The organism is Kitasatospora papulosa, from assembly GCF_000717245.1.
Lineage (GTDB): Bacteria > Actinomycetota > Actinomycetes > Streptomycetales > Streptomycetaceae > Streptomyces > Streptomyces papulosus.
The window spans coordinates 118,762-135,165 of record NZ_JNYQ01000012.1 but is presented as its reverse complement, the minus strand read 5'-3'; the positions used below and the strand labels follow the sequence as shown (position 1 = coordinate 135,165).

22 protein-coding genes are annotated in these 16,404 nt (G+C 70.7%); 7 read left to right on the top strand and 15 right to left on the bottom strand.

The annotated features are described in order from the left end of the window. Positions 1-14 precede the first annotated feature (14 nt). Genes IA22_RS0126270 through IA22_RS0126240 form a run of 7 tightly spaced genes read right to left on the bottom strand, consistent with a single transcriptional unit; the run spans position 15 to position 4,228 of the window. Positions 15-359, bottom strand: a complete 345-nt coding sequence (locus IA22_RS0126270; protein WP_015580104.1) for a gas vesicle protein — start codon at positions 357-359, stop codon at positions 15-17. Further along, complete coding sequence (locus IA22_RS0126265; RefSeq protein WP_030125045.1) at positions 356-1,486, bottom strand: SRPBCC family protein; 1,131 nt, start codon at positions 1,484-1,486, stop codon at positions 356-358. The genes IA22_RS0126270 and IA22_RS0126265 overlap by 4 nt, the downstream gene beginning before the upstream one ends. A gap of 6 nt (positions 1,487-1,492) precedes the next feature. Continuing rightward, complete coding sequence (locus IA22_RS0126260) at positions 1,493-2,389, bottom strand: histone H1-like repetitive region-containing protein (protein WP_030125044.1); 897 nt, start codon at positions 2,387-2,389, stop codon at positions 1,493-1,495. Between the two features lie 7 nt (positions 2,390-2,396). Next, positions 2,397-2,651, bottom strand: a complete 255-nt coding sequence (locus IA22_RS0126255) for a gas vesicle protein GvpG (RefSeq protein WP_030125043.1) — start codon at positions 2,649-2,651, stop codon at positions 2,397-2,399. A 1-nt stretch (position 2,652) separates the two neighbouring features. Further along, positions 2,653-3,402: a GvpL/GvpF family gas vesicle protein gene (locus tag IA22_RS0126250; protein ID WP_030125042.1), complete on the bottom strand. Its 750-nt coding sequence runs from the start codon at positions 3,400-3,402 to the stop codon at positions 2,653-2,655. 3 nt (positions 3,403-3,405) lie between these two features. Continuing rightward, entirely contained in the window at positions 3,406-3,852 is a 447-nt protein-coding gene (gvpJ, locus tag IA22_RS0126245; protein ID WP_015580100.1) for a gas vesicle protein GvpJ, read from the bottom strand. A 31-nt stretch (positions 3,853-3,883) separates the two neighbouring features. Next, positions 3,884-4,228, bottom strand: a complete 345-nt coding sequence (locus tag IA22_RS0126240) for a gas vesicle protein GvpO (protein ID WP_014152402.1) — start codon at positions 4,226-4,228, stop codon at positions 3,884-3,886. 122 nt (positions 4,229-4,350) lie between these two features. On the opposite strand from IA22_RS0126240, the gene IA22_RS0126235 reads away from it, so the two are divergent. The 5 genes from IA22_RS0126235 (at position 4,351) to IA22_RS0126215 (ending at position 7,808) form a co-directional block, all read left to right on the top strand. Continuing rightward, complete coding sequence (locus IA22_RS0126235; RefSeq protein ID WP_030125041.1) at positions 4,351-4,785, top strand: hypothetical protein; 435 nt, start codon at positions 4,351-4,353, stop codon at positions 4,783-4,785. 2 nt (positions 4,786-4,787) lie between these two features. Next, positions 4,788-5,810 carry a PHP domain-containing protein gene (locus IA22_RS0126230; protein WP_030125040.1) on the top strand — a complete coding sequence of 341 codons (1,023 nt, stop codon included), beginning with the start codon at positions 4,788-4,790 and terminating at the stop codon, positions 5,808-5,810. Positions 5,811-5,898: 88 nt separating this feature from the next. Next, positions 5,899-6,861, top strand: a complete 963-nt coding sequence (locus tag IA22_RS0126225; protein WP_030125039.1) for an iron-containing redox enzyme family protein — start codon at positions 5,899-5,901, stop codon at positions 6,859-6,861. 52 nt (positions 6,862-6,913) lie between these two features. Further along, entirely contained in the window at positions 6,914-7,597 is a 684-nt protein-coding gene (locus tag IA22_RS0126220; RefSeq protein WP_015580095.1) for a HemK2/MTQ2 family protein methyltransferase, read from the top strand. After that, positions 7,581-7,808, top strand: a complete 228-nt coding sequence (locus IA22_RS0126215; RefSeq protein ID WP_014152407.1) for a CDGSH iron-sulfur domain-containing protein — start codon at positions 7,581-7,583, stop codon at positions 7,806-7,808. The genes IA22_RS0126220 and IA22_RS0126215 overlap by 17 nt, the downstream gene beginning before the upstream one ends. A 6-nt stretch (positions 7,809-7,814) precedes the next feature. On the opposite strand, the gene IA22_RS0126210 is transcribed toward IA22_RS0126215, so the two are convergent. Continuing rightward, the gene (locus IA22_RS0126210) at positions 7,815-9,053 is read right to left on the bottom strand and encodes an FUSC family protein (RefSeq protein WP_015580093.1); all 1,239 of its coding nucleotides are present in this window, start codon (positions 9,051-9,053) and stop codon (positions 7,815-7,817) included. A 128-nt stretch (positions 9,054-9,181) separates the two neighbouring features. On the opposite strand from IA22_RS0126210, the gene IA22_RS0126205 reads away from it, so the two are divergent. Continuing rightward, a complete protein-coding gene (locus IA22_RS0126205) occupies positions 9,182-9,364 on the top strand; it encodes a DUF6480 family protein (protein WP_014152409.1) in 183 nt (60 codons plus the stop codon). After that, entirely contained in the window at positions 9,361-9,975 is a 615-nt protein-coding gene (locus IA22_RS0126200; protein ID WP_030125038.1) for a hypothetical protein, read from the top strand. The genes IA22_RS0126205 and IA22_RS0126200 overlap by 4 nt, the downstream gene beginning before the upstream one ends. Positions 9,976-9,981: 6 nt before the next feature. Here the strand turns inward: IA22_RS0126200 and IA22_RS0126195 are convergent, their stop codons facing one another. From IA22_RS0126195 to IA22_RS0126165, 7 genes are all read right to left on the bottom strand, one after another. After that, positions 9,982-10,731 (bottom strand): hypothetical protein, encoded by a 750-nt coding sequence (locus IA22_RS0126195; protein ID WP_014152411.1) that lies wholly within the window; start codon positions 10,729-10,731, stop codon positions 9,982-9,984. A gap of 157 nt (positions 10,732-10,888) precedes the next feature. Continuing rightward, the gene (locus IA22_RS0126190; protein WP_014152412.1) at positions 10,889-11,083 is read right to left on the bottom strand and encodes a hypothetical protein; all 195 of its coding nucleotides are present in this window, start codon (positions 11,081-11,083) and stop codon (positions 10,889-10,891) included. Positions 11,084-11,221: 138 nt separating this feature from the next. Continuing rightward, the gene (locus tag IA22_RS0126185) at positions 11,222-12,112 is read right to left on the bottom strand and encodes a phosphatidylinositol-specific phospholipase C/glycerophosphodiester phosphodiesterase family protein (RefSeq protein ID WP_030125037.1); all 891 of its coding nucleotides are present in this window, start codon (positions 12,110-12,112) and stop codon (positions 11,222-11,224) included. Between the two features lie 212 nt (positions 12,113-12,324). Further along, positions 12,325-13,446, bottom strand: coding sequence for an acyl-CoA dehydrogenase family protein (locus tag IA22_RS0126180; RefSeq protein ID WP_014152414.1), 1,122 nt, complete (start codon positions 13,444-13,446; stop codon positions 12,325-12,327). Then, the gene (locus IA22_RS0126175; RefSeq protein WP_030125036.1) at positions 13,443-14,633 is read right to left on the bottom strand and encodes an acyl-CoA dehydrogenase family protein; all 1,191 of its coding nucleotides are present in this window, start codon (positions 14,631-14,633) and stop codon (positions 13,443-13,445) included. Before IA22_RS0126175 ends, IA22_RS0126180 begins: the two co-directional genes overlap by 4 nt. Beyond that, positions 14,630-15,598, bottom strand: coding sequence for an NADPH:quinone oxidoreductase family protein (locus IA22_RS0126170; RefSeq protein WP_014152416.1), 969 nt, complete (start codon positions 15,596-15,598; stop codon positions 14,630-14,632). Before IA22_RS0126170 ends, IA22_RS0126175 begins: the two co-directional genes overlap by 4 nt. A gap of 103 nt (positions 15,599-15,701) precedes the next feature. Beyond that, the gene (locus tag IA22_RS0126165; protein ID WP_030125035.1) at positions 15,702-16,301 is read right to left on the bottom strand and encodes a helix-turn-helix domain-containing protein; all 600 of its coding nucleotides are present in this window, start codon (positions 16,299-16,301) and stop codon (positions 15,702-15,704) included. Positions 16,302-16,404 lie beyond the last annotated feature (103 nt).

Genomic DNA, 16,404 nt, shown 5'->3' with positions numbered 1-16,404 from the left:
TCGATTCTCCTTGTTCATGTGCGGTCCGACGTCTCTTCCTTCTCACCGGTCTTCGCCTCGAGCGCGTCCAGACGCTCACGCAGTGCGCGGTTCTCGTCCAGCAGGGAGTTCTGGGCGGCGCGCGAACTCAGCGCGGGATCCGTCTCCCACCAGTCGATTCCGGCCTTCTTCGCGGTGTCGACCGACGCAACGAACAAACGCAGGCGGATGGTGAGCAACTCGATGTCGAGAAGGTCGATCTTGATGTCCCCGGCGATGACGATGCCCTTGTCGAGGACGCGTTCGAGGATGTCGGCGAGGCTGCTGTTCGGCGGCCCCGGAATGGGGTAGGCCTCCGGCCCGAAGTCGAGATCGGTCACCTTGACGCCCTTCGGCCCCGTCGCTTCCTGGGGGCGGCTTCCTCTTCTTCCTCGTCCTCTTCCTCGGGTTCTTCCTCTTCCTCTTCCTCCTCTTCCGGTTCCTCCTCCTCGTCCTCCTCGTCCTCGTAGTCCTCCTCGGTGTCTTCGTCGGGCTCTTCCTCTTCCTCGTCCTCGTAGTCCTCCTCTTCCTCTTCCTCTTCCTCGTCTTCGTCTTCGTCGTCCTCCGGCCCCGCTTCGTCCTCGTACTCCTCGTCCTCGGAGTCCTCGGAGTCGTCGGACTCGTCGGACTCCTCGCTCTCGGCTTCCTCCTTCTCCATTGCCTCTTCGTGCGTCACCACGACCTCACCGTCGCGGATCTCACCACGCCAGCCCTCGGGCTCCTCATCGGTGAGCGTCACGAAGCGCTGGAAGTGCTTGAAGTCAAGCCGCATACGACGGCCCTGCACACGCCACAGATTCCCCGTCTTCTCGAAGAATCCGGAGGGGTAGTACTCGATCACCAGGACGATCCGGGTCAGGCTCGGCGCCAGTTCGTGGAAGCTGACGCAGCCACGCGTCGAGCCCTTGGCGCCCTCGGAGGTCCACACGATGCGGTCGTCGGGCACCTGCTCCTGGACCGTCGCCTTGAAGCCGCGCGAGGACGGTCCGATCTTGACCTTCCAGTCGCTCGACATCTCCTCGTCCATGGAGACGCTCTGGACGCCCTTGGTGAAACTGCCGAACTTGTCGTACCGCGTCCAGTGGTCGTACGCGTCACGGAGGGGCACTCCCACATCGAGGACCTCGATGATGTTCATGGACTTGCCCCCGCCGGACTGGCTCTTGCCCTTCCCGCCCCCGAAGGCTTCCTTCGCCTTGTCCACGACTTTGTCCTTGACGTTTCCGGCCTTCTCCGAGACGAAGGCCTTGGCCGGGGATTCGCCCTGCATGACGCGGGACGCGATCGACGGCAGCGAACCGCCGTTGTCCGCGATGTCGGTCAGCTGACCCGTGAGACCGGTCAGCTTGTCACCTGCCTTCTGGGCGAGTTTGTCCGTCTGCGCACCCAGAAAATTCGTGAACTCCCCGCGAAGCCGGTCGATACCCGACTCGCCCGCCTCGGGTTCGTCCTTGTCCGTCCTGGCCATGGCTGCCTACCTCCGCCGTTCGCCGCGCTTGGACGCGGTTCGCTTCGATGACGTCGTCTTCTTGGCCGAAGTGGCCTTCCGGGCCGCCGACTTCTTCGCGGGCGCCTTCTTGGCCGCCGCCTTCCTCGCCGGTGCGGACTTCTTGGCTGCCGTTTTCTTGGAAGCGGACGCGGCCTTCTTCGCGGGCGCCTTCTTGGCCGCCGCCTTCTTCGCCGGTGCGGACTTCTTGGCTGCCGTCTTCTTCGGAGGCGCCGATTTCTTCGCGGCCGGCTTCTCCGCCGCGGCCTTCTTCGCAGGCGCCTTCTTGGCCGGGGCCTTCTTGGCCGCCGGCTGCTTCTTGGCCGGCTTCGGTCCGGCACCGCGCCCCGAAGCCCCGTCGGAGGACTTGGTCCGTCGAGGCTCCTCCGGCTCTTCGTCCTCGGACTCCTCCTCCTCTTCCTCTTCGGGCTCTTCTTCCTCGTCCTCCTCCTCGGGTTCCTCCGGTTCCTCGTCCTCCTCCTCGTACTCGTCGCCCTCCTCGTCCTCGGGCTCCTCCTCGTCCTCGTACTCGCCCTCGTGCTCCTCGTTCTCCTCCTCTTCCCCCTCCTCCGGCGCCCCGAGCCGGGCCGTACGGTCGCTGAGTGCGTCAGCCAGCGAGTTCATGCCGCGGTCCGCCGCGGCCGTCAGAGCCTTCCTGCCGGATTCGAGGACTTCGCCCTTCAGCTGGTCCTGCAGCTCGGCGAACTGCGGCATTTCGCTCAGTCGGCGCACGCCTTCGGCGGCGATCTGTCGCGGTTCGAGGCCGAAGCGCCTGCCCGCCAGATAGGTCGCGATGGAGAGCGCGAGACGGCCCTTCTTCGTGCGGCCCAGTACGTATCCGCCCACCACGGCTGCCGCGAGCGTCACCTTGGTCTGATCTTCCATGAGTGAGTCACCTTCGATGGTTCGGTGAGGAGCGGACCGTTCCGGCATGGAGCCGGTCGAGCAGCTCCTCCTCTTCCCGTTCGAACTCCTCCAGGCCGACGTTGCCGTCCTCAAGCTCCTGGTTCAGCTCGGCGAGCCGGGCCCGGATCACGCCCGGGTCGTGGAGTTCGCGGTCGGCGACGTCCTCCACCTTCTCCGCGACCCAGATGACGCCGCGGACCGGCGCCAGCGGGAGCAGGAGCACGCCGGAGAGCAGTCCCATGTCAGCCCCCCGCCACAGGCGTCCGCTGAGGACGGGAGGAGACGAAGCTGTAGCAGGGCAGCGGCCCGGCCACCCGGAGTTCGAGGTGGTCGCGATGTCTGTCGGCGAACCGCTGCACCGTGGTCCGGAAGGAGTCGCCGCGGCTCCGGTCGACGAGGAAGGACACGTTGAGTACACACCCGTGGACCTCGGGACCGGGGGCCGTCTCACGGGCGAGGGGGGTGAGCTCGTGGAGGATCTTCCTCCCGGCCTCGGCCGCACGACGGGACAGGGCGGCGGACACGGCCTCACCGAGCCTGACGTTCGCCTCGTACCCGGGACGCCTGCGCACCGCCTCGCGCAGCCTTCGCACGTTCTTCTCCTCGGCGACGACGGCGGCGAGCGCGTCCTGGGCGGGGAGCGCCTTGAGGTTGAACTCGACGCCGCCGCGCAGGTGGCTCAGCGTGGCGCGGTGCTCCGCCTGCGATCGGGCCAGCTGGGCACGTACCGACTCGTCGTCCGGTGCGACCGTCCCGAAGCGCATGGGCAGGACGGGGCCCGTGTCCGTGAGGCGTTGCAGGACCTCCTGGTGCGCCATCAGATCTCTTCGTCTGGCGCGCAGTTGTGGCGGGGCGGCGCTCACCACCGCGGTGACCCGTCCCTCGTCCACCAGCCGCAGCGCGGCGGCCGGGCTTCCCACCCCCACCGCGCCGGGCGGGAGCGCCTGCCCCGCCGGAATGATCGCGTAGACGTACACATCGTTGCCGGACACGGATCATGCCTCCACGCGTCGGCGCCGGCTCGATCCGTCGCGTGCGGGGGCCCGGCGCTTCTTCGGCCGCTCGTTCCCGTCGTCGTCCTCGTCGTCGTCGCCCCCCACCGCCTTGCGCACGGTGTCGCCGACGGACTCCGCCGCCTGGCGCACCTTGCGCTTGCCGACCGACTTGGCGGCTCGTCCGCCGAGCAGTTCGGGAATGGTGGTGCTGCCCGAGTCACGCTCCAGGTCGAGGCGGTTGCAGGCCTCGGCGAAGCGCAGGTAGGTGTCCACACTGGCGACGACGATGCGCGCGTCTATCTTGAGGATCTCGATCCCCACGAGCGACACCCGGACGAACACGTCGATGACCATGCCGCGGTCGAGGATGAGTTCCAGAACGTCGTAGAGCGTGCCGGCCCTCGGCGGGCACGGGGCGACTTCGTCGGCGTACATGGTCGTGGTCATGAAGGGTCCTTCCGGGTGAGAGGCGAGCGGATCATTCGTCTGCGGAGCCGCGCCGGTACCGGCGGACCCTGCTGTACTCCATGAGTTCGCCCCGCTCGTCGATCTGCACCTCGTAGGAGGCGAGCAGGCTCGTGGTGTCGGGGATGCGGGGGACTTCCAGCACGTCGACGACGACGCACCATCCGTCGTCCTTCCGCCGCACTGCGGACACGCCCTCCGCGGCGTGGCAGATCAGCCGTTCCAGGCTCTCGCAGGCGGCGTGGGCAGCGTCCTCGGGACCGCGCCGGGCCGACGAGCGGGGGGCCGCCCTCTTCGCTGTCTTCTTCGCTGCCCTTTTCGCCGTCTGTCCCGACCGGGCGGGCCTGTTCTCTGCCATGGAATCCAGTCTGGCCAGGTTCGGTTCCGGCGCATCTCGAAGGATGGCCGGGGCAGGAGGGCCCTCACCCTTTCGGCGTCCAGGACCGACGTGCCGCGGGCTGCGCGTGCACAGTCGTATGCATGAGTGAGAGCGGTGGGCCCGATGAAGAGCACGTACGGCCGCCCGGGACGGGGGACACGACCGTCGAGGCGCTCGGAGCGCTGTCCGAGGCCCTGGAGAAGGTGGAGCGTGCCCGGGGGCAGCTCTACGGGTTCCATCAGCTCATGGGCGGCGCGGACCTGACGCTGGACAGAGCGGTCGAACTGCTGCGGATGGGTGGCCACCCGGAGCACGCCGACCTGGTGGAGCGGGAGATCGTGGGCCGCAACGTCATCCCGGGCTGCTGGACCTTCCAGCTCGTCGAGGCGTACGACGACACGTACTACCGGCCGTTCGTGGAGGTCGAGGAGCGGGTGCGGCAGGAACTCGTGGGAGGGCGGCGCCATCTCTACGAGGCGCAGATGAAGGAGGTCCGCCGTACGCGTGGGCATCCGCAGCACACGGCTCGGCCCTGACCGTGGATCCGGCAGACGCCCTGCGGCGTATCGCGTTCCTCCTGGAGCGGTCCCAGGCGGCCACGTACCGGGTGAAGGCGTTCCGTACGGCGGCGGACGCGATCGGTTCGATGGACGGTGAGGAGATCGACGACCGGGTGAGGCGCGGTTCGCTGGAGTCCGTGCGCGGCATCGGGCCGAAGACGGCCAAGGTGATCCGTGAGGCCGTGGAGGGCGCGACGCCCGCGTATCTCGAGGCGTTGGAGGAGGAGGCGTCGACGCCCCTGGCCGCGGGCGGTGAGTCCCTCCTCGCCGCGCTCCGGGGCGACTGCCACCTGCACTCCGACTGGTCCGACGGGGGCAGCCCGATCGCCGATATGGGCCGGACGGCGAAGGAGTTGGGACACGAGTGGGCGGTGCTGACCGACCACTCCCCCAGACTGACCGTGGCCAACGGGCTGTCGACCGAGCGGCTCCTCGATCAGCTGGCCGTCGTGGCGGAGCTGAACGAGCGGTGGGCGCCCTTCCGTCTGCTCACCGGTATCGAGTGCGACATCCTGGACGACGGCTCGCTCGACCAGGATCCGGACGTGCTGAGGCGGCTCGACGTGGTGGTCGTCTCCGTGCATTCGAAGCTGCGCATGGACGCCGCGGCGATGACCGCGCGCATGCTGGCGGCCGTGCGCAATCCGCACGCGGACATCCTGGGGCACTGCACCGGGAGGCTCCTGGGCGGGAAGAAGAGGCCGCAGTCGCTGTTCGACGCCGAACGGGTCTTCGCGGCGTGCGCCGAGGCCGGGACGGCCGTGGAGATCAACTGCCGCCCGGAACGGCTCGATCCGCCGCGCGGCCTGCTCCGGCAGGCGGTGGCGTCGGGTGCCCTTCTGTCGATCGACACCGACGCGCACGCTCCGGGCCAGCTGGACTGGCAGATCTACGGTTGCGCGCGGGCCGAGGAGTGCGGCGTCCCCGTGGATCGTGTGGTCACCTCGTGGACCATGGAACGCCTCCTGGAGTGGACCGGTGGGAAGGCGGCACGGAGCTAGCCAGCACAGGCCGGTCCCGGCGGTTCGGCGTACAGTCGATCGCGGTTGTCCATGTGGCTTCCGGGACACCCGGGGCAGAAGGAGGACCATGACACGTCACCGCGCAGGCCCTCCCCTCCCGCGAGCGCGCGGGGAGCTCTCCGCCGGGGTGATCGCCTTCCTTCGGGACGACGGAGCCCTGCCGGACCCCGGCGCCGCCCGGGACGCCGATCCCTACGGCGACGACCTGCAGCTCGCCCTGTACGTCTGCTACGAACTGCACTACCGCGGCTTCGCCGGTGTCCGTCCCGAGCTGGAGTGGGACCCTCCTCTGCTCACGGTTCGCGGCGCGCTCGAGGACCGCTTCCTGACGGCGCTGCGGCACGACGTCCCCGCGACCGACGAGCTGGACGGCGTCCTGGAGGGTCTCCTGGTGGAACCAATCCGCGGTTCCGGTGTCTCCTGGTTCCTCCAGGACCTCGGCGAGCTGCGGCATCTGCGGGAGTACGCGATACAGCGTTCGCTGTACCACCTCAAGGAGGCCGACCCGCATGCCTGGGTGCTGCCCCGGCTCAGCGGGCGGGCGAAGGCGGGGATGGCGGCGATCGAGTACGACGAGTTCGGCGCCGGTCGCGCGGACCGCGTCCACGCGGGGCTGTTCGCCGGTCTCATGAGCGATCTGGGTCTCGACACCGCGTACGGCCGCTATCTGGACCAGGGCTGTGCCCCCATGCTGGCGCTGGTGAACGTGATGTCGCTGTTCGGCCTGCACCGCCGGCTGCGCGGGGCCCTGGTGGGCCACTTCGCCGCCGTCGAGATCACCTCGTCCCCCGGTTCGCGGCGCCTCGCCCACGCCATGAAGCGCAACGGCGCCGGCCCCGCGGCCGAGTTCTTCTACACCGAGCACGTCGAGGCCGACGCGGTGCACGAACAGGTCGTGCGCCGCGACGTGATCGGCGGTCTGCTCGACGACGAACCCGCGATGGCGACGGACATCGCGTTCGGCATCACCGCCACCTCCTACCTCGAGGAACGGCTCGGGGACCGGATGCTGGCGGACTGGAAGGTCTGAACCGCCACCCGGGTCCGTACCCTCCCCTCCGGAACGTCGAACGGAGTCACAGATGTCCGCAGATCTGGCCCAGGCCCCCCGCGCCCTTCCCTTGATGACGCTGCCGGGCGTGTACGCGCCCCAGCACGACACGCGGCTGCTCGTGGCCGCCCTGAACCGTGAGGGCATAACCCCCGGGACCGAGGTTCTGGACGTCGGTACCGGCAGCGGTGCCCTGGCCCTGCACGCGGCACGGCTGGGCGCGCGGGTGACGGCCGTGGACATCGCGCGGCGCGCCGTGGCGACGGCCCGGCTGAACGCGTTGCTGCACCGCCGACGCATCACCGTGCAGCGCAGTGACCTCCTGTCGGCGCTGCCCGGACGTTCCTACGACCTGGTGATCTGCAACCCGCCCTATGTGCCGTCGCCCCTGGACCGGATTCCGGGACACGGGGCTGCTCGGGCCTGGGACGCGGGGTGTGACGGCCGGGCGATCCTCGACCGGATGTGCGAGACGGCCCCGGCGGCGCTGCGCCCGGGAGGCCGCCTCCTCCTCGTGCACTCCGGCCTGTGCGACAGCGACATCACCGTGCGGCGGCTCTCCGACGCGGGACTGCGTGCGCGTGTCAGTGACCGCGCGCTCGTGCCCCTCGGGCCCGTGCTGCGTTCCCGGCTTCGATGGCTCCGGGACACGGGGCTGGTGGGCGCGGGCGACACGGCGGAGGAACTGGTGGTGATCCGTGCCGAACAGCTCTGAACACCCTTGCCGGATCACGATCGGTGACGACGGTCCCCTCCTGGTGGAAGGCCCCGTGGAGGTCACGTGCGCGGACGGCACCGTGGCCGTCTCCGACCGGTTCGTCGTCGCCCTGTGCATGTGCCGGAGGAGCCGGATGTATCCGTGGTGCGACACCAGTCACCGGCGCCGCACACAGCCCGGCGAGAAGTCCCGCCGGGACACCGGCTGACGTCCCTCACCCACCCTCCCTCCGCCGCGCCTGGGCGGCGCCGCGCAGCCGCCGGGAGATCGCCCGCAGCCTCGGGTGGCGGTCGTGCGCCTCGGCCGAGCGGCGGTCCAGTTCCTCGGCCAGTCGCTCCGTGCGCTTGTCGATGTCGAGTTCGTCGAGGATGCGGTCGACCTCGGCCAGCAGCGCACCGTGCAGCTGCCACTGCCTGGGGTGTTCCTGCACGTCCTCGAGCAGCAGGTCGGCCACGTGGTCACGCGTCCTGCGACTGCGGACGAGGGCTTCGGCCAGGCGTTCCTCCGCCTCCTCGCCGCTCTGCGCCATCGGTGTGGTGATCATCAGAGCGAAGCCCTCGATCGCGTCCGACATGTGGCCGAAGAGTTCCCGGAGGTCCGTGGCCACGTCCTCGGGGAAGAGCGCTTCCTCCGTCCGCGCCTTGGCGAGATCGGTCAGCGTCCGGGTCAGGACACGCAGCACCACGGCGCAGATCTCCAGCGTGTCGAGTCCGGTTCGCAGGACGACGCGGTTGAGCAGACCCTCCTTGACGCGGGGGTTGAGCATCAGGCTCTCCTCGGCCTGCCTCAGCGACGCGTCGACCTCCACGATGTCGTGGTCCAGACGGCGGGCCTCGTGCAGGCGTGCGGCTGCCTCCCGCACCGGGTGGTTGCCGCCGATCTCCTCGCCCAGGGCGCGGAACATCTTTCCCATCCGCTCCCCCAGGCCGCCGATCGACACACCCGCCGACTCGACCCAGACGGGCGGTGCCAGCAGGAGGTTGAAGAGCAGACCCACCCCGGCGCCGATCAGCGTCTCCAGTACGCGTTCCCAGGCCGTGTCGGCGACCTGCGCGACGCCGAGCACGAGCATCGCGCTGATCGCCACCTCGGGCACGAACTCGTTGACCCGCACCACCCGTCCGATCAGGAGGGAGGTGAAGATGGTCAGCCCCAGGGTCCACCAGCTCAGCCCCACCAGTGAGCTGAATCCACTGGCGATCAGCACCCCGACCACAACGGCGTTCACACGCCGGATCCCGGTGGTGAGGGTGGCGTAGAGCGTCACCTGCACCACGAGGAGGGCGGTGAGGGGGGCGGTCAGCGGCGCCGGGTGCGGTTCAGGAAGGACCGACTGGGCCACCGCGAAGGCGATGACGGCGGCGGCCGTCGATCTGAGGGTCTGGGCCGCGGCGGGCTCGGTGGTGCGCTGGACGAGTTTGACGACGGGCTCGGGTGTGACGACTGCGGGCATTCCTAGACGGTGCCCCGTCCGGGGCACCGGCACCGCTCGGGGCCCGGCCCGGACTCCGTACGGACGTACACGTGCCGCCATCGGCGTCCGCTGTCGCGAAGCCGGGCACCTGGAGTGATGGTGGATACATGGCTATCTCACTCACGCCCCCCGGAGAGACACCTCCGGCGGAGGGCTGCATAAGCGAAGCACATGTCGAACGCCCCGACGGCGGGATCTGGGAGCATCCTGCCTTCTGGGCCGGTCTGGTGCTGCTGGGCTCCGTGGTCTTCGCGGGGTTCTTCATCGCCCGCATCTTCGGATTCGCGTGAGCGGTCGCCGGACCCTGGACGCGCTGCTGGAACGGCACGGCACCACGTATGCGGCCGAGGCGGGCATCCGGCTGCGTGACACGCCTCAGCCCTTGTATCAGCTGCTCGTCCTCAGCGACCTGCTGAGCGCGCGGATACGCGCCGGGATCGCGGTGGCCGCCGCGCGGGCGCTGTTCTCGCGCGGACTGCGCACCCCTCGCCGGATGGCCGACGCCACCTGGCAGGAGCGGGTGGACGCGCTGGGAGAGGGTGGCTACCGGAGGTACGACGAGCGTACGGCGACGCAGCTGGGGGACGGTGCCCTGCTGCTGCTCGACGCCTTCGGCGGGGACCTCCGGCGTCTGCGCCGGGAGGCCGGCGGCGATGTGCACGCGCTCCGCTCCGGGCTACGCCGTTTTCCCGGGATCGGGCCCACGGGCGCCGACATCTTCCTGCGTGAGGTGCAGACGGTGTGGCCGGAGACGGCCCCCTACCTCGACAAGAAGGCGCTTCAGGGAGCGGAGCGACTCGGGCTCCCCGGCACGCCGGCCGCGCTCACCCGGCTGGAGAGGGACGAGGACCCGGCCGTGCTCGCCGCCGCGCTGGTGCGGGGCGCTCTGGACAAGGGCTGAGGGCGATCAGCTGGTCGGCCGCCGCTTTCCCGGCTTGGTGGAGCGGCCTTCCACGAGGGCGCGCCGGATCTGCGCGGCGGTGGCACGGGCGTGGTCAGAGGTCGCCGTACGGTCGGCCACCGAGGTGACGAAACGGTGGGTGGGCCGCAGGCACCGGCCGCACGGCGTGTCGGTGGTGAGGAGGTAGCCGTCCTCGCACTGGGGATCGCCGCAGTTGCCGGGACTCACGAGTGCTTCCGCGATCTCCTGGGGTGCCCAGCGACGCCGGCCGTCCTCGTCCTTCTCGTGGAGGGCGTGTGACCAGCGGACGTTCCACCGGCGTTCGAGCCGCTCGAGGAGCTGGTCGGGGGTGCGCCGGGTGAGCTCGCGGTGGATCAGGTCGTGGACCGTCCGGGGGTGTCGGTGGCCGAGCGCCTGGACCAGCGGTTGCGGAAGGGCCTGGAGGATGTATGCGACGGGGTCGCCGGCCGCGCGCTCGCGCCACTTCCGGCAGGGACACGGGCCCTCGGCGGGCAGCGCGCTGTGGCACCGGCCGCATCGGCCACGGCATTCCGCGCAGAGCCCGTCGTCGAGTCCGTCCACATGGGGTGCGGGCGCCCGCCCGCAGTCCCGGCAGCAGGCCGCGCAGGGGCCGCACAGGCGTTCGTCACCGAGCTTCGTCGTCCACTGCCGCTGCTGGCAGCGGCAGCACAGGGCGTTGTTGCAGTACTCGTGGTGGGCGGCGCCCGACTGTCGTCCGGGGTGCGGGAAGGACATTGGTGCGTTCTCCAGGTGCGCGGCGAGGACCGGTGGGGTCCCGCCATGTCGACGAGGCACGCGAAGGCCCCTGACGACGGTAACGCCCCTGTGGGGTGATGTGCGCCGGTGTACCCCGATCGGGTCGCCGTTCTCCCGCGATCCGGACACGTGTGCGTCAGGGCCGGAGGCCGCTGACGACGTCCGCGGTGGCGGTGATCCCCTCGTGGATGGTGGGAGCCATGCTGGTGCCCGCGAGGAGGAATCCCAGCAGGGCGCACACGATCGCGTGCGAGATCTTGAGTCCCCCGTTTCGCAGGAAGATCGCTGCGAGGACCAGCAGAAGCAGCACCACTGAGATCGAAATGGCCATGGCCAACCTCCTCCGCCGCGCCGGAATTGCGGCATTCGGCCGCCAGTGTGGCGCAGCGGGGAGGCCGTTCGGCGCACTGGCGTGTCCGCCGAACGGGGGTTCACTCTCGGTGACCGCGCTTCCGGTCGCCGGCCGGGGTCAGACGCTGCGCCGGCCGCCGTCCTCCCGTCGGCGCAGGAAGCTTTCGAGGCCTCCCAGATCGTCGGTGTTGAGGTGGTCGACGTCCGCGGCGAGGAGTTCGTTCCACACGGCGTCACGTTCCGGGCCGGCGATGTCGGGCGTGGCCCAGAAGCGGACCCGTTGTCCGTTCGCGTGGGCCGCCGACACGAAGGCGCGCAGCCTGGTGCGTTCGGCTGCGGGGAAGGGGCCCGTTCCCGGCCAGCCGAAGTTCGTGGTCCAGTTGCCGCTGATGAGCGGGATGAAGGAGGCGTGAGCCGCGCCGCCGAGGTCCTCCGGGCGTCCGTCGTAGAAGGCGTACCGGGTGGTCTGCGCCTCCATCGGGGCGCGGGCGGCCCGGTCGCCCGAGATGACGGGGGTGACCGCCCCGGGGCGGACCCTCCCGCGGTCGCAGCGGGTGAGGATCTTCCGGTAGCGGCGCAGCACCTGGTCGAGTGCGAGGTAGGTCGCCGCCCCCTCGGTCTTGATGTCGATCAGCAGCTGCAGCGGGTCACGGTGCCCGGCGTGCACGGACCCGTGGTTGGCGCGGACCCTGGCGAGCAGGGGGTCCAGGTAGAGCGAGACGAGGGTGCGTGCGGGGTCCAGGCTCCCGGCCTCGTGGGCGACGAGAAGCTCGCCGTCGACGAGGAAGATGTCCGCCTCGACGCTGGTGAATCCGTGTGCGAGTGCGTCGTGCAGAGGACGCGGGTGCAGGTAGTCGTTGTGCGCGTGGGCACGGGCCAGCGGGTGGGGGCCGCGCGGGCGCACGGTGCCGGCCGGTGCCGCGGCGGCGGCCTGGGCCGGCACGAACGCGCCCGCGGCCGCTGTGGCGAGGGCGGTGGTGACGACTCTGCGGCGGGTCAGGTGTGCCATGGGGTCTCCCTGAGACGTGGGGGCGGGCAGAGCGGACGGGGGGACGCGACGAGTATGGGCGCGCCGCCCCCGTCAGGGGCAGGTACCTGCCAAGAGTTGAGCGTGCTGTCGCCCTCGTGTCGGCTGCGGTGCGCCTGCTGTTCCCCTGCTCCGCCGCCCCGGCACGGCAGAGCGGGGACACGTGTGCGCACGTGTCCCCGCCGATGACCTCGCTACGGAGCCGGCAGCTCCACCAGTGCGGCCACGGCCTCACGGTGGCGGCCGGCGGTGCCGTAGGCGATGGAGTCGGCCTTGGCCCGCTTCAGATAGAGATGCGCGGGGTGTTCCCACGTCATCCCGATCCCGCCGTGCAACTGGACGCATTCCTCGGCCGCGTGCACGGCGACCTCGGAGCAGTACGCCTGCGCCACGGCCACCGCGAGCGGGGCGTCGGGGCTGCCGGCCGCCAGCGCGTCGGCCGCGTTGCGGGCGGCGGCGCGCGCGGAGACGACCTCCAGCCAGAGCTGGGCCATGCGGTGCTTGAGCGACTGGAACGAGCCCACGGGCCTGTTGAACTGGTGGCGTTCGCGGGTGTGCCGGACGGTCTCGGTCAGGCACCACTCGGCCAGTCCGAGCTGCTCGGACGCGAGCAGTCCGGCGCCGGCCAGCAGGCCCCTGCTCACGGCCTCGGCAGCGGGGGCCGCGTCCGCGAGCAGGGTTCCGGTCGCACCGGCGAGGGTGACCGTGGCGAGCGGACGGGTCAGGTCGAGCGGGACGAGGGCCCGTACGTCGACCCCGTCCCCTGCGGTCTCCACCGCGTACAGGCCGTCAGCCGTGGGCACCAGGAGCACATCGGCCGCGGCGGCCTCCGCGACTCCGCTCACGGTCCGTTCCAGGGTGCCGGTCATCGCGGCGCCGGCGTCGGCGGGCGGTGTGGAGAACGGCAGGGCGAGTACGGCGACCTTGCGGCCGGAGGCAAGCTCGGCGAGGAGGCCGGCGGCCGGCCCTCCGTCGGCACCCAGGGCGAGGAGGATCTCGGTCGCGACGACGGCGCTCGTCAGGTAGGGCGCCGGGGCGACGCTGCGCCCCAGTTCCTCCAGGACCACGGCGGCCTCGCGATGGGTGGCACCCTGGCCGCCTAGTTTCTCCGGGACCAGCAGCCCCGCTGCCCCGATCCCCGCGGCCAGCGATTCCCACAACCGCAGGTCGTACGGCGTGTCGGACTCGATGCCGGCGATCACTGTCGGCGCGTCGGCCCGGTCGGCGAGCAGCGAGCGCACGGCTGACCGCAGGTCCTCCTCCGCTTCCGAGTAGAGCAGGTCGGGCGCCTGGACGGCTTCTGTCTGTACGGTCATCGGGCAAGATCCTTCCAGGCGACGTCCTTGTCGTTACGCGGCTCGACGGGCAGGCCGAGCACGCGCTCGGCCACGATGTTGAGCAGGACCTCGCTCGTGCCGCCCTCGATGGAATTGCCTTTGGACCGCAGATAGCGGTAGCCGGCGTCCCGCCCGGTGAAGTCGACGAGTTCCGGGCGTCGCATGGTCCAGTCGCTGTACAACAAGCCTTCGTCGCCGAGGAGTTCCACCTCGAGTCCGCTGATCTCCTGGTTGAGACGGGCGAACGCGAGTTTCATGCCGGAGCCCTCGGGGCCGGGCTGCCCCGCGACGAGCTGCTGGCGCAGCCGCTCGCCGGTGAGCCTGGCCACCTCGGCCTCGACCCACAGCGTGAGCAGCCGCTGGTGGAGGTCGTGGGTGCGCAGGTCGGGCTGCTCGCGCCAGGTCTTCGCGACGGTGCCGATCATGCCGCCCTCGCGGGGGATGCGGGCTCCGCCGATCGAGACGCGCTCGTTCATCAGGGTGGTCTGCGCGACCTTCCAGCCGTCGCCCACGGGGCCGAGTCGCCTGCTGTCCGGGATGCGCACGCCGGTGAGGAAGACCTCGTTGAACTCGGCCTCCCCGGTGATCTGGCGCAGCGGCCGCACCTCCACGCCGGGGTCGGTCATGTCGCAGATGAAGTAGCTGATGCCCCGGTGCTTGGGGACGTCGGGATCGGTGCGGGCGATCAGGATCGCCCAGCGTGCCAGATGGGCGCTGGACGTCCAGACCTTCTGCCCGTCGACCACCCAGTCGTCCCCGTCCCTGACCGCGCGCGTGCCCAGCGCGGCGAGGTCGGATCCGGCCCCGGGCTCGCTGAAGAGCTGGCACCACACCTCGGCGCCGGTCCACAACGGGCGGAGAAAACGCCGCTTCTGCTCCTCGGTGCCGTAGCCGAGGATCGTCGGCGCTGCCATGCCGAGTCCGATGCCGATGCGGCGCGGATCGTTGTCGGGGGCTCCGGCCGCGGCGAGTTCGGCGTCCACGACGGGCTGCAGGGAGCGCGGTGCGTCGAGCCCGCCGAGCCCGACGGGGTAGTGCACCCAGGCCAGACCGGCGTCGAAGCGCGCCTCGAGGAAGTCCGTGCGGTCGGTGGTTGCCGGCGGACGGTCCGCCAGCAGTTGCTGGGTGAGGCGGCGGATGCCCGCCGCGTCGACGGCGGTACTCATCGGGTTCCTCCTGACGGCAGGACGACGATACGGCCGGTGCTGGTGCCGTCGGCGACCCGCTGGACGGCGCGTGCCGCGTCGGCCATCGGCACGCGCTCGCTGATCAGCGGCTTGACGACGCCCTTCGCCGCGAGCGCGGTGAGCTCGTCGTGGCAGGCACGGACGGCGGCGGGGTCCTTGGTGTTGTACAGGCCCCAGTGGAGTCCGACGATCGAGTAGTTCTTCACCAGGGCGTGGTTCAGGCCGGGGGTGGGAATGGCGCCGCTCGCGAAGCCGACGACCACGACACGGCCCTCGAAGGCGATGCACTTGACGGATTTGGCGTAGGCCTCGCCGCCGACCGGGTCGTAGACGACGTCCGCGCCCCGTCCTCCCGTGGCCTCCTTGACCGCCGCGACGATGTCCTCGCCGTGTCGGTCGATCACCAGGTCGCATCCCAGCTCGCGGGCGACGGCAGCCTTCTCGGGGCCTCCGACGACTCCGATGACGGTGGCACCGGCTGCCTTGCCGAGCTGGACGGCCGCGCTCCCGACGCCGCCCGCGGCGGCGTGGACCAGCAGCGTTTCACCGGCCTGCAGACGGGCGCGCCGGTGCAGCCCGAACCAGCCGGTCTGGTAGCCGATGTGCAGGGCCGCCGCCTGGGCGTCGTCCAGGGCTTCGGGGGCAGGCAGCAGGGCCGCCTCGTCGGCGACGACGTACTCGGCGAAGCCTCCGTGCGGGAGGGCGGGGGTGGCGAGCACCCGGCGTCCGTCCGCCGTCTCGCCGCAGATCTCGACGCCGGGGGTGAAGGGCAGCGGTGGCCGCACCTGGTACTGGCCGCGGCAGAGCAGCGCGTCGGGGAAGTTGATGTTCGCCGCGCGTACCGCGATCAGCACCTGGCCTTCCCCGGGGGTCGGCCGGTCCGCCTGCTCGAGCTCCATCACCTCGCTCGGCTCGCCGTTCCGGTGCACTCGCCATGCCTGCATGAGGGGCCTCCACAACACTGTCGGCATTACCACTGCTCCGGCGCATACTAAGCGGTCGCTTGCTCACCTGGGAACACCCCGGCCCGTACCGGCCATGCCCCGCTCACGAGCGCTTCGGCTTGGCCCTGACGTGCATCCGCTCCCCCTGGGGCCCGAACAGGCTGAGGAATTCGACCGGCTCGTCACCCACGGGACCGAACCAGTGCGGGAGCCTCGTGTCGAACTCGGCGGCCTCACCGGGCCCCAGGACCAGGTCGTGCTCGGCGAGCTTGAGCCTGAGCCGGCCGCTGAGTACGTAGAGCCACTCGTACCCCTCGTGGGTGCGCTGCTCGGGGACTTCGGTACAGGGGGCCTTCTGCACCACCTTGTACGCCTGGAGGCCTCCCGGCCGGGAGGTGAGCGGCAGGGAGGTCCTCGAACCGCGCACGATGGGCTTCGCCCTGACCCTCGGGTCGCTCACCGGCGGCGCCCCGACGAGGTCGTCGAGCGGCACCTCATGAGCCCTGGCGATGGGCAGCAGGAGCTCCAGACTGGGACGCCGACCGCCGGATTCGAGCCGGGACAGGGTGGACACGGAGATCCCCGTGGCCTCGGAGAGCGCCGCGAGTGTCACACCCCGGTCCTTGCGCAGCCGGCGCAGACGTGGGCCGACCCCGGTCAGCACGGCGTCGAGTCCGGGGTCGTCCTGGTTCTGTTCCTTCATGCAGTCCATTGCAGAATCAGCAATCCCGTTTGTCAATCAGGCACCCGCCGTCCAGGCGCGGGAAAGCGCCTCGCATGTGCGCCGGAGGCCCGGGGCCGCCGGG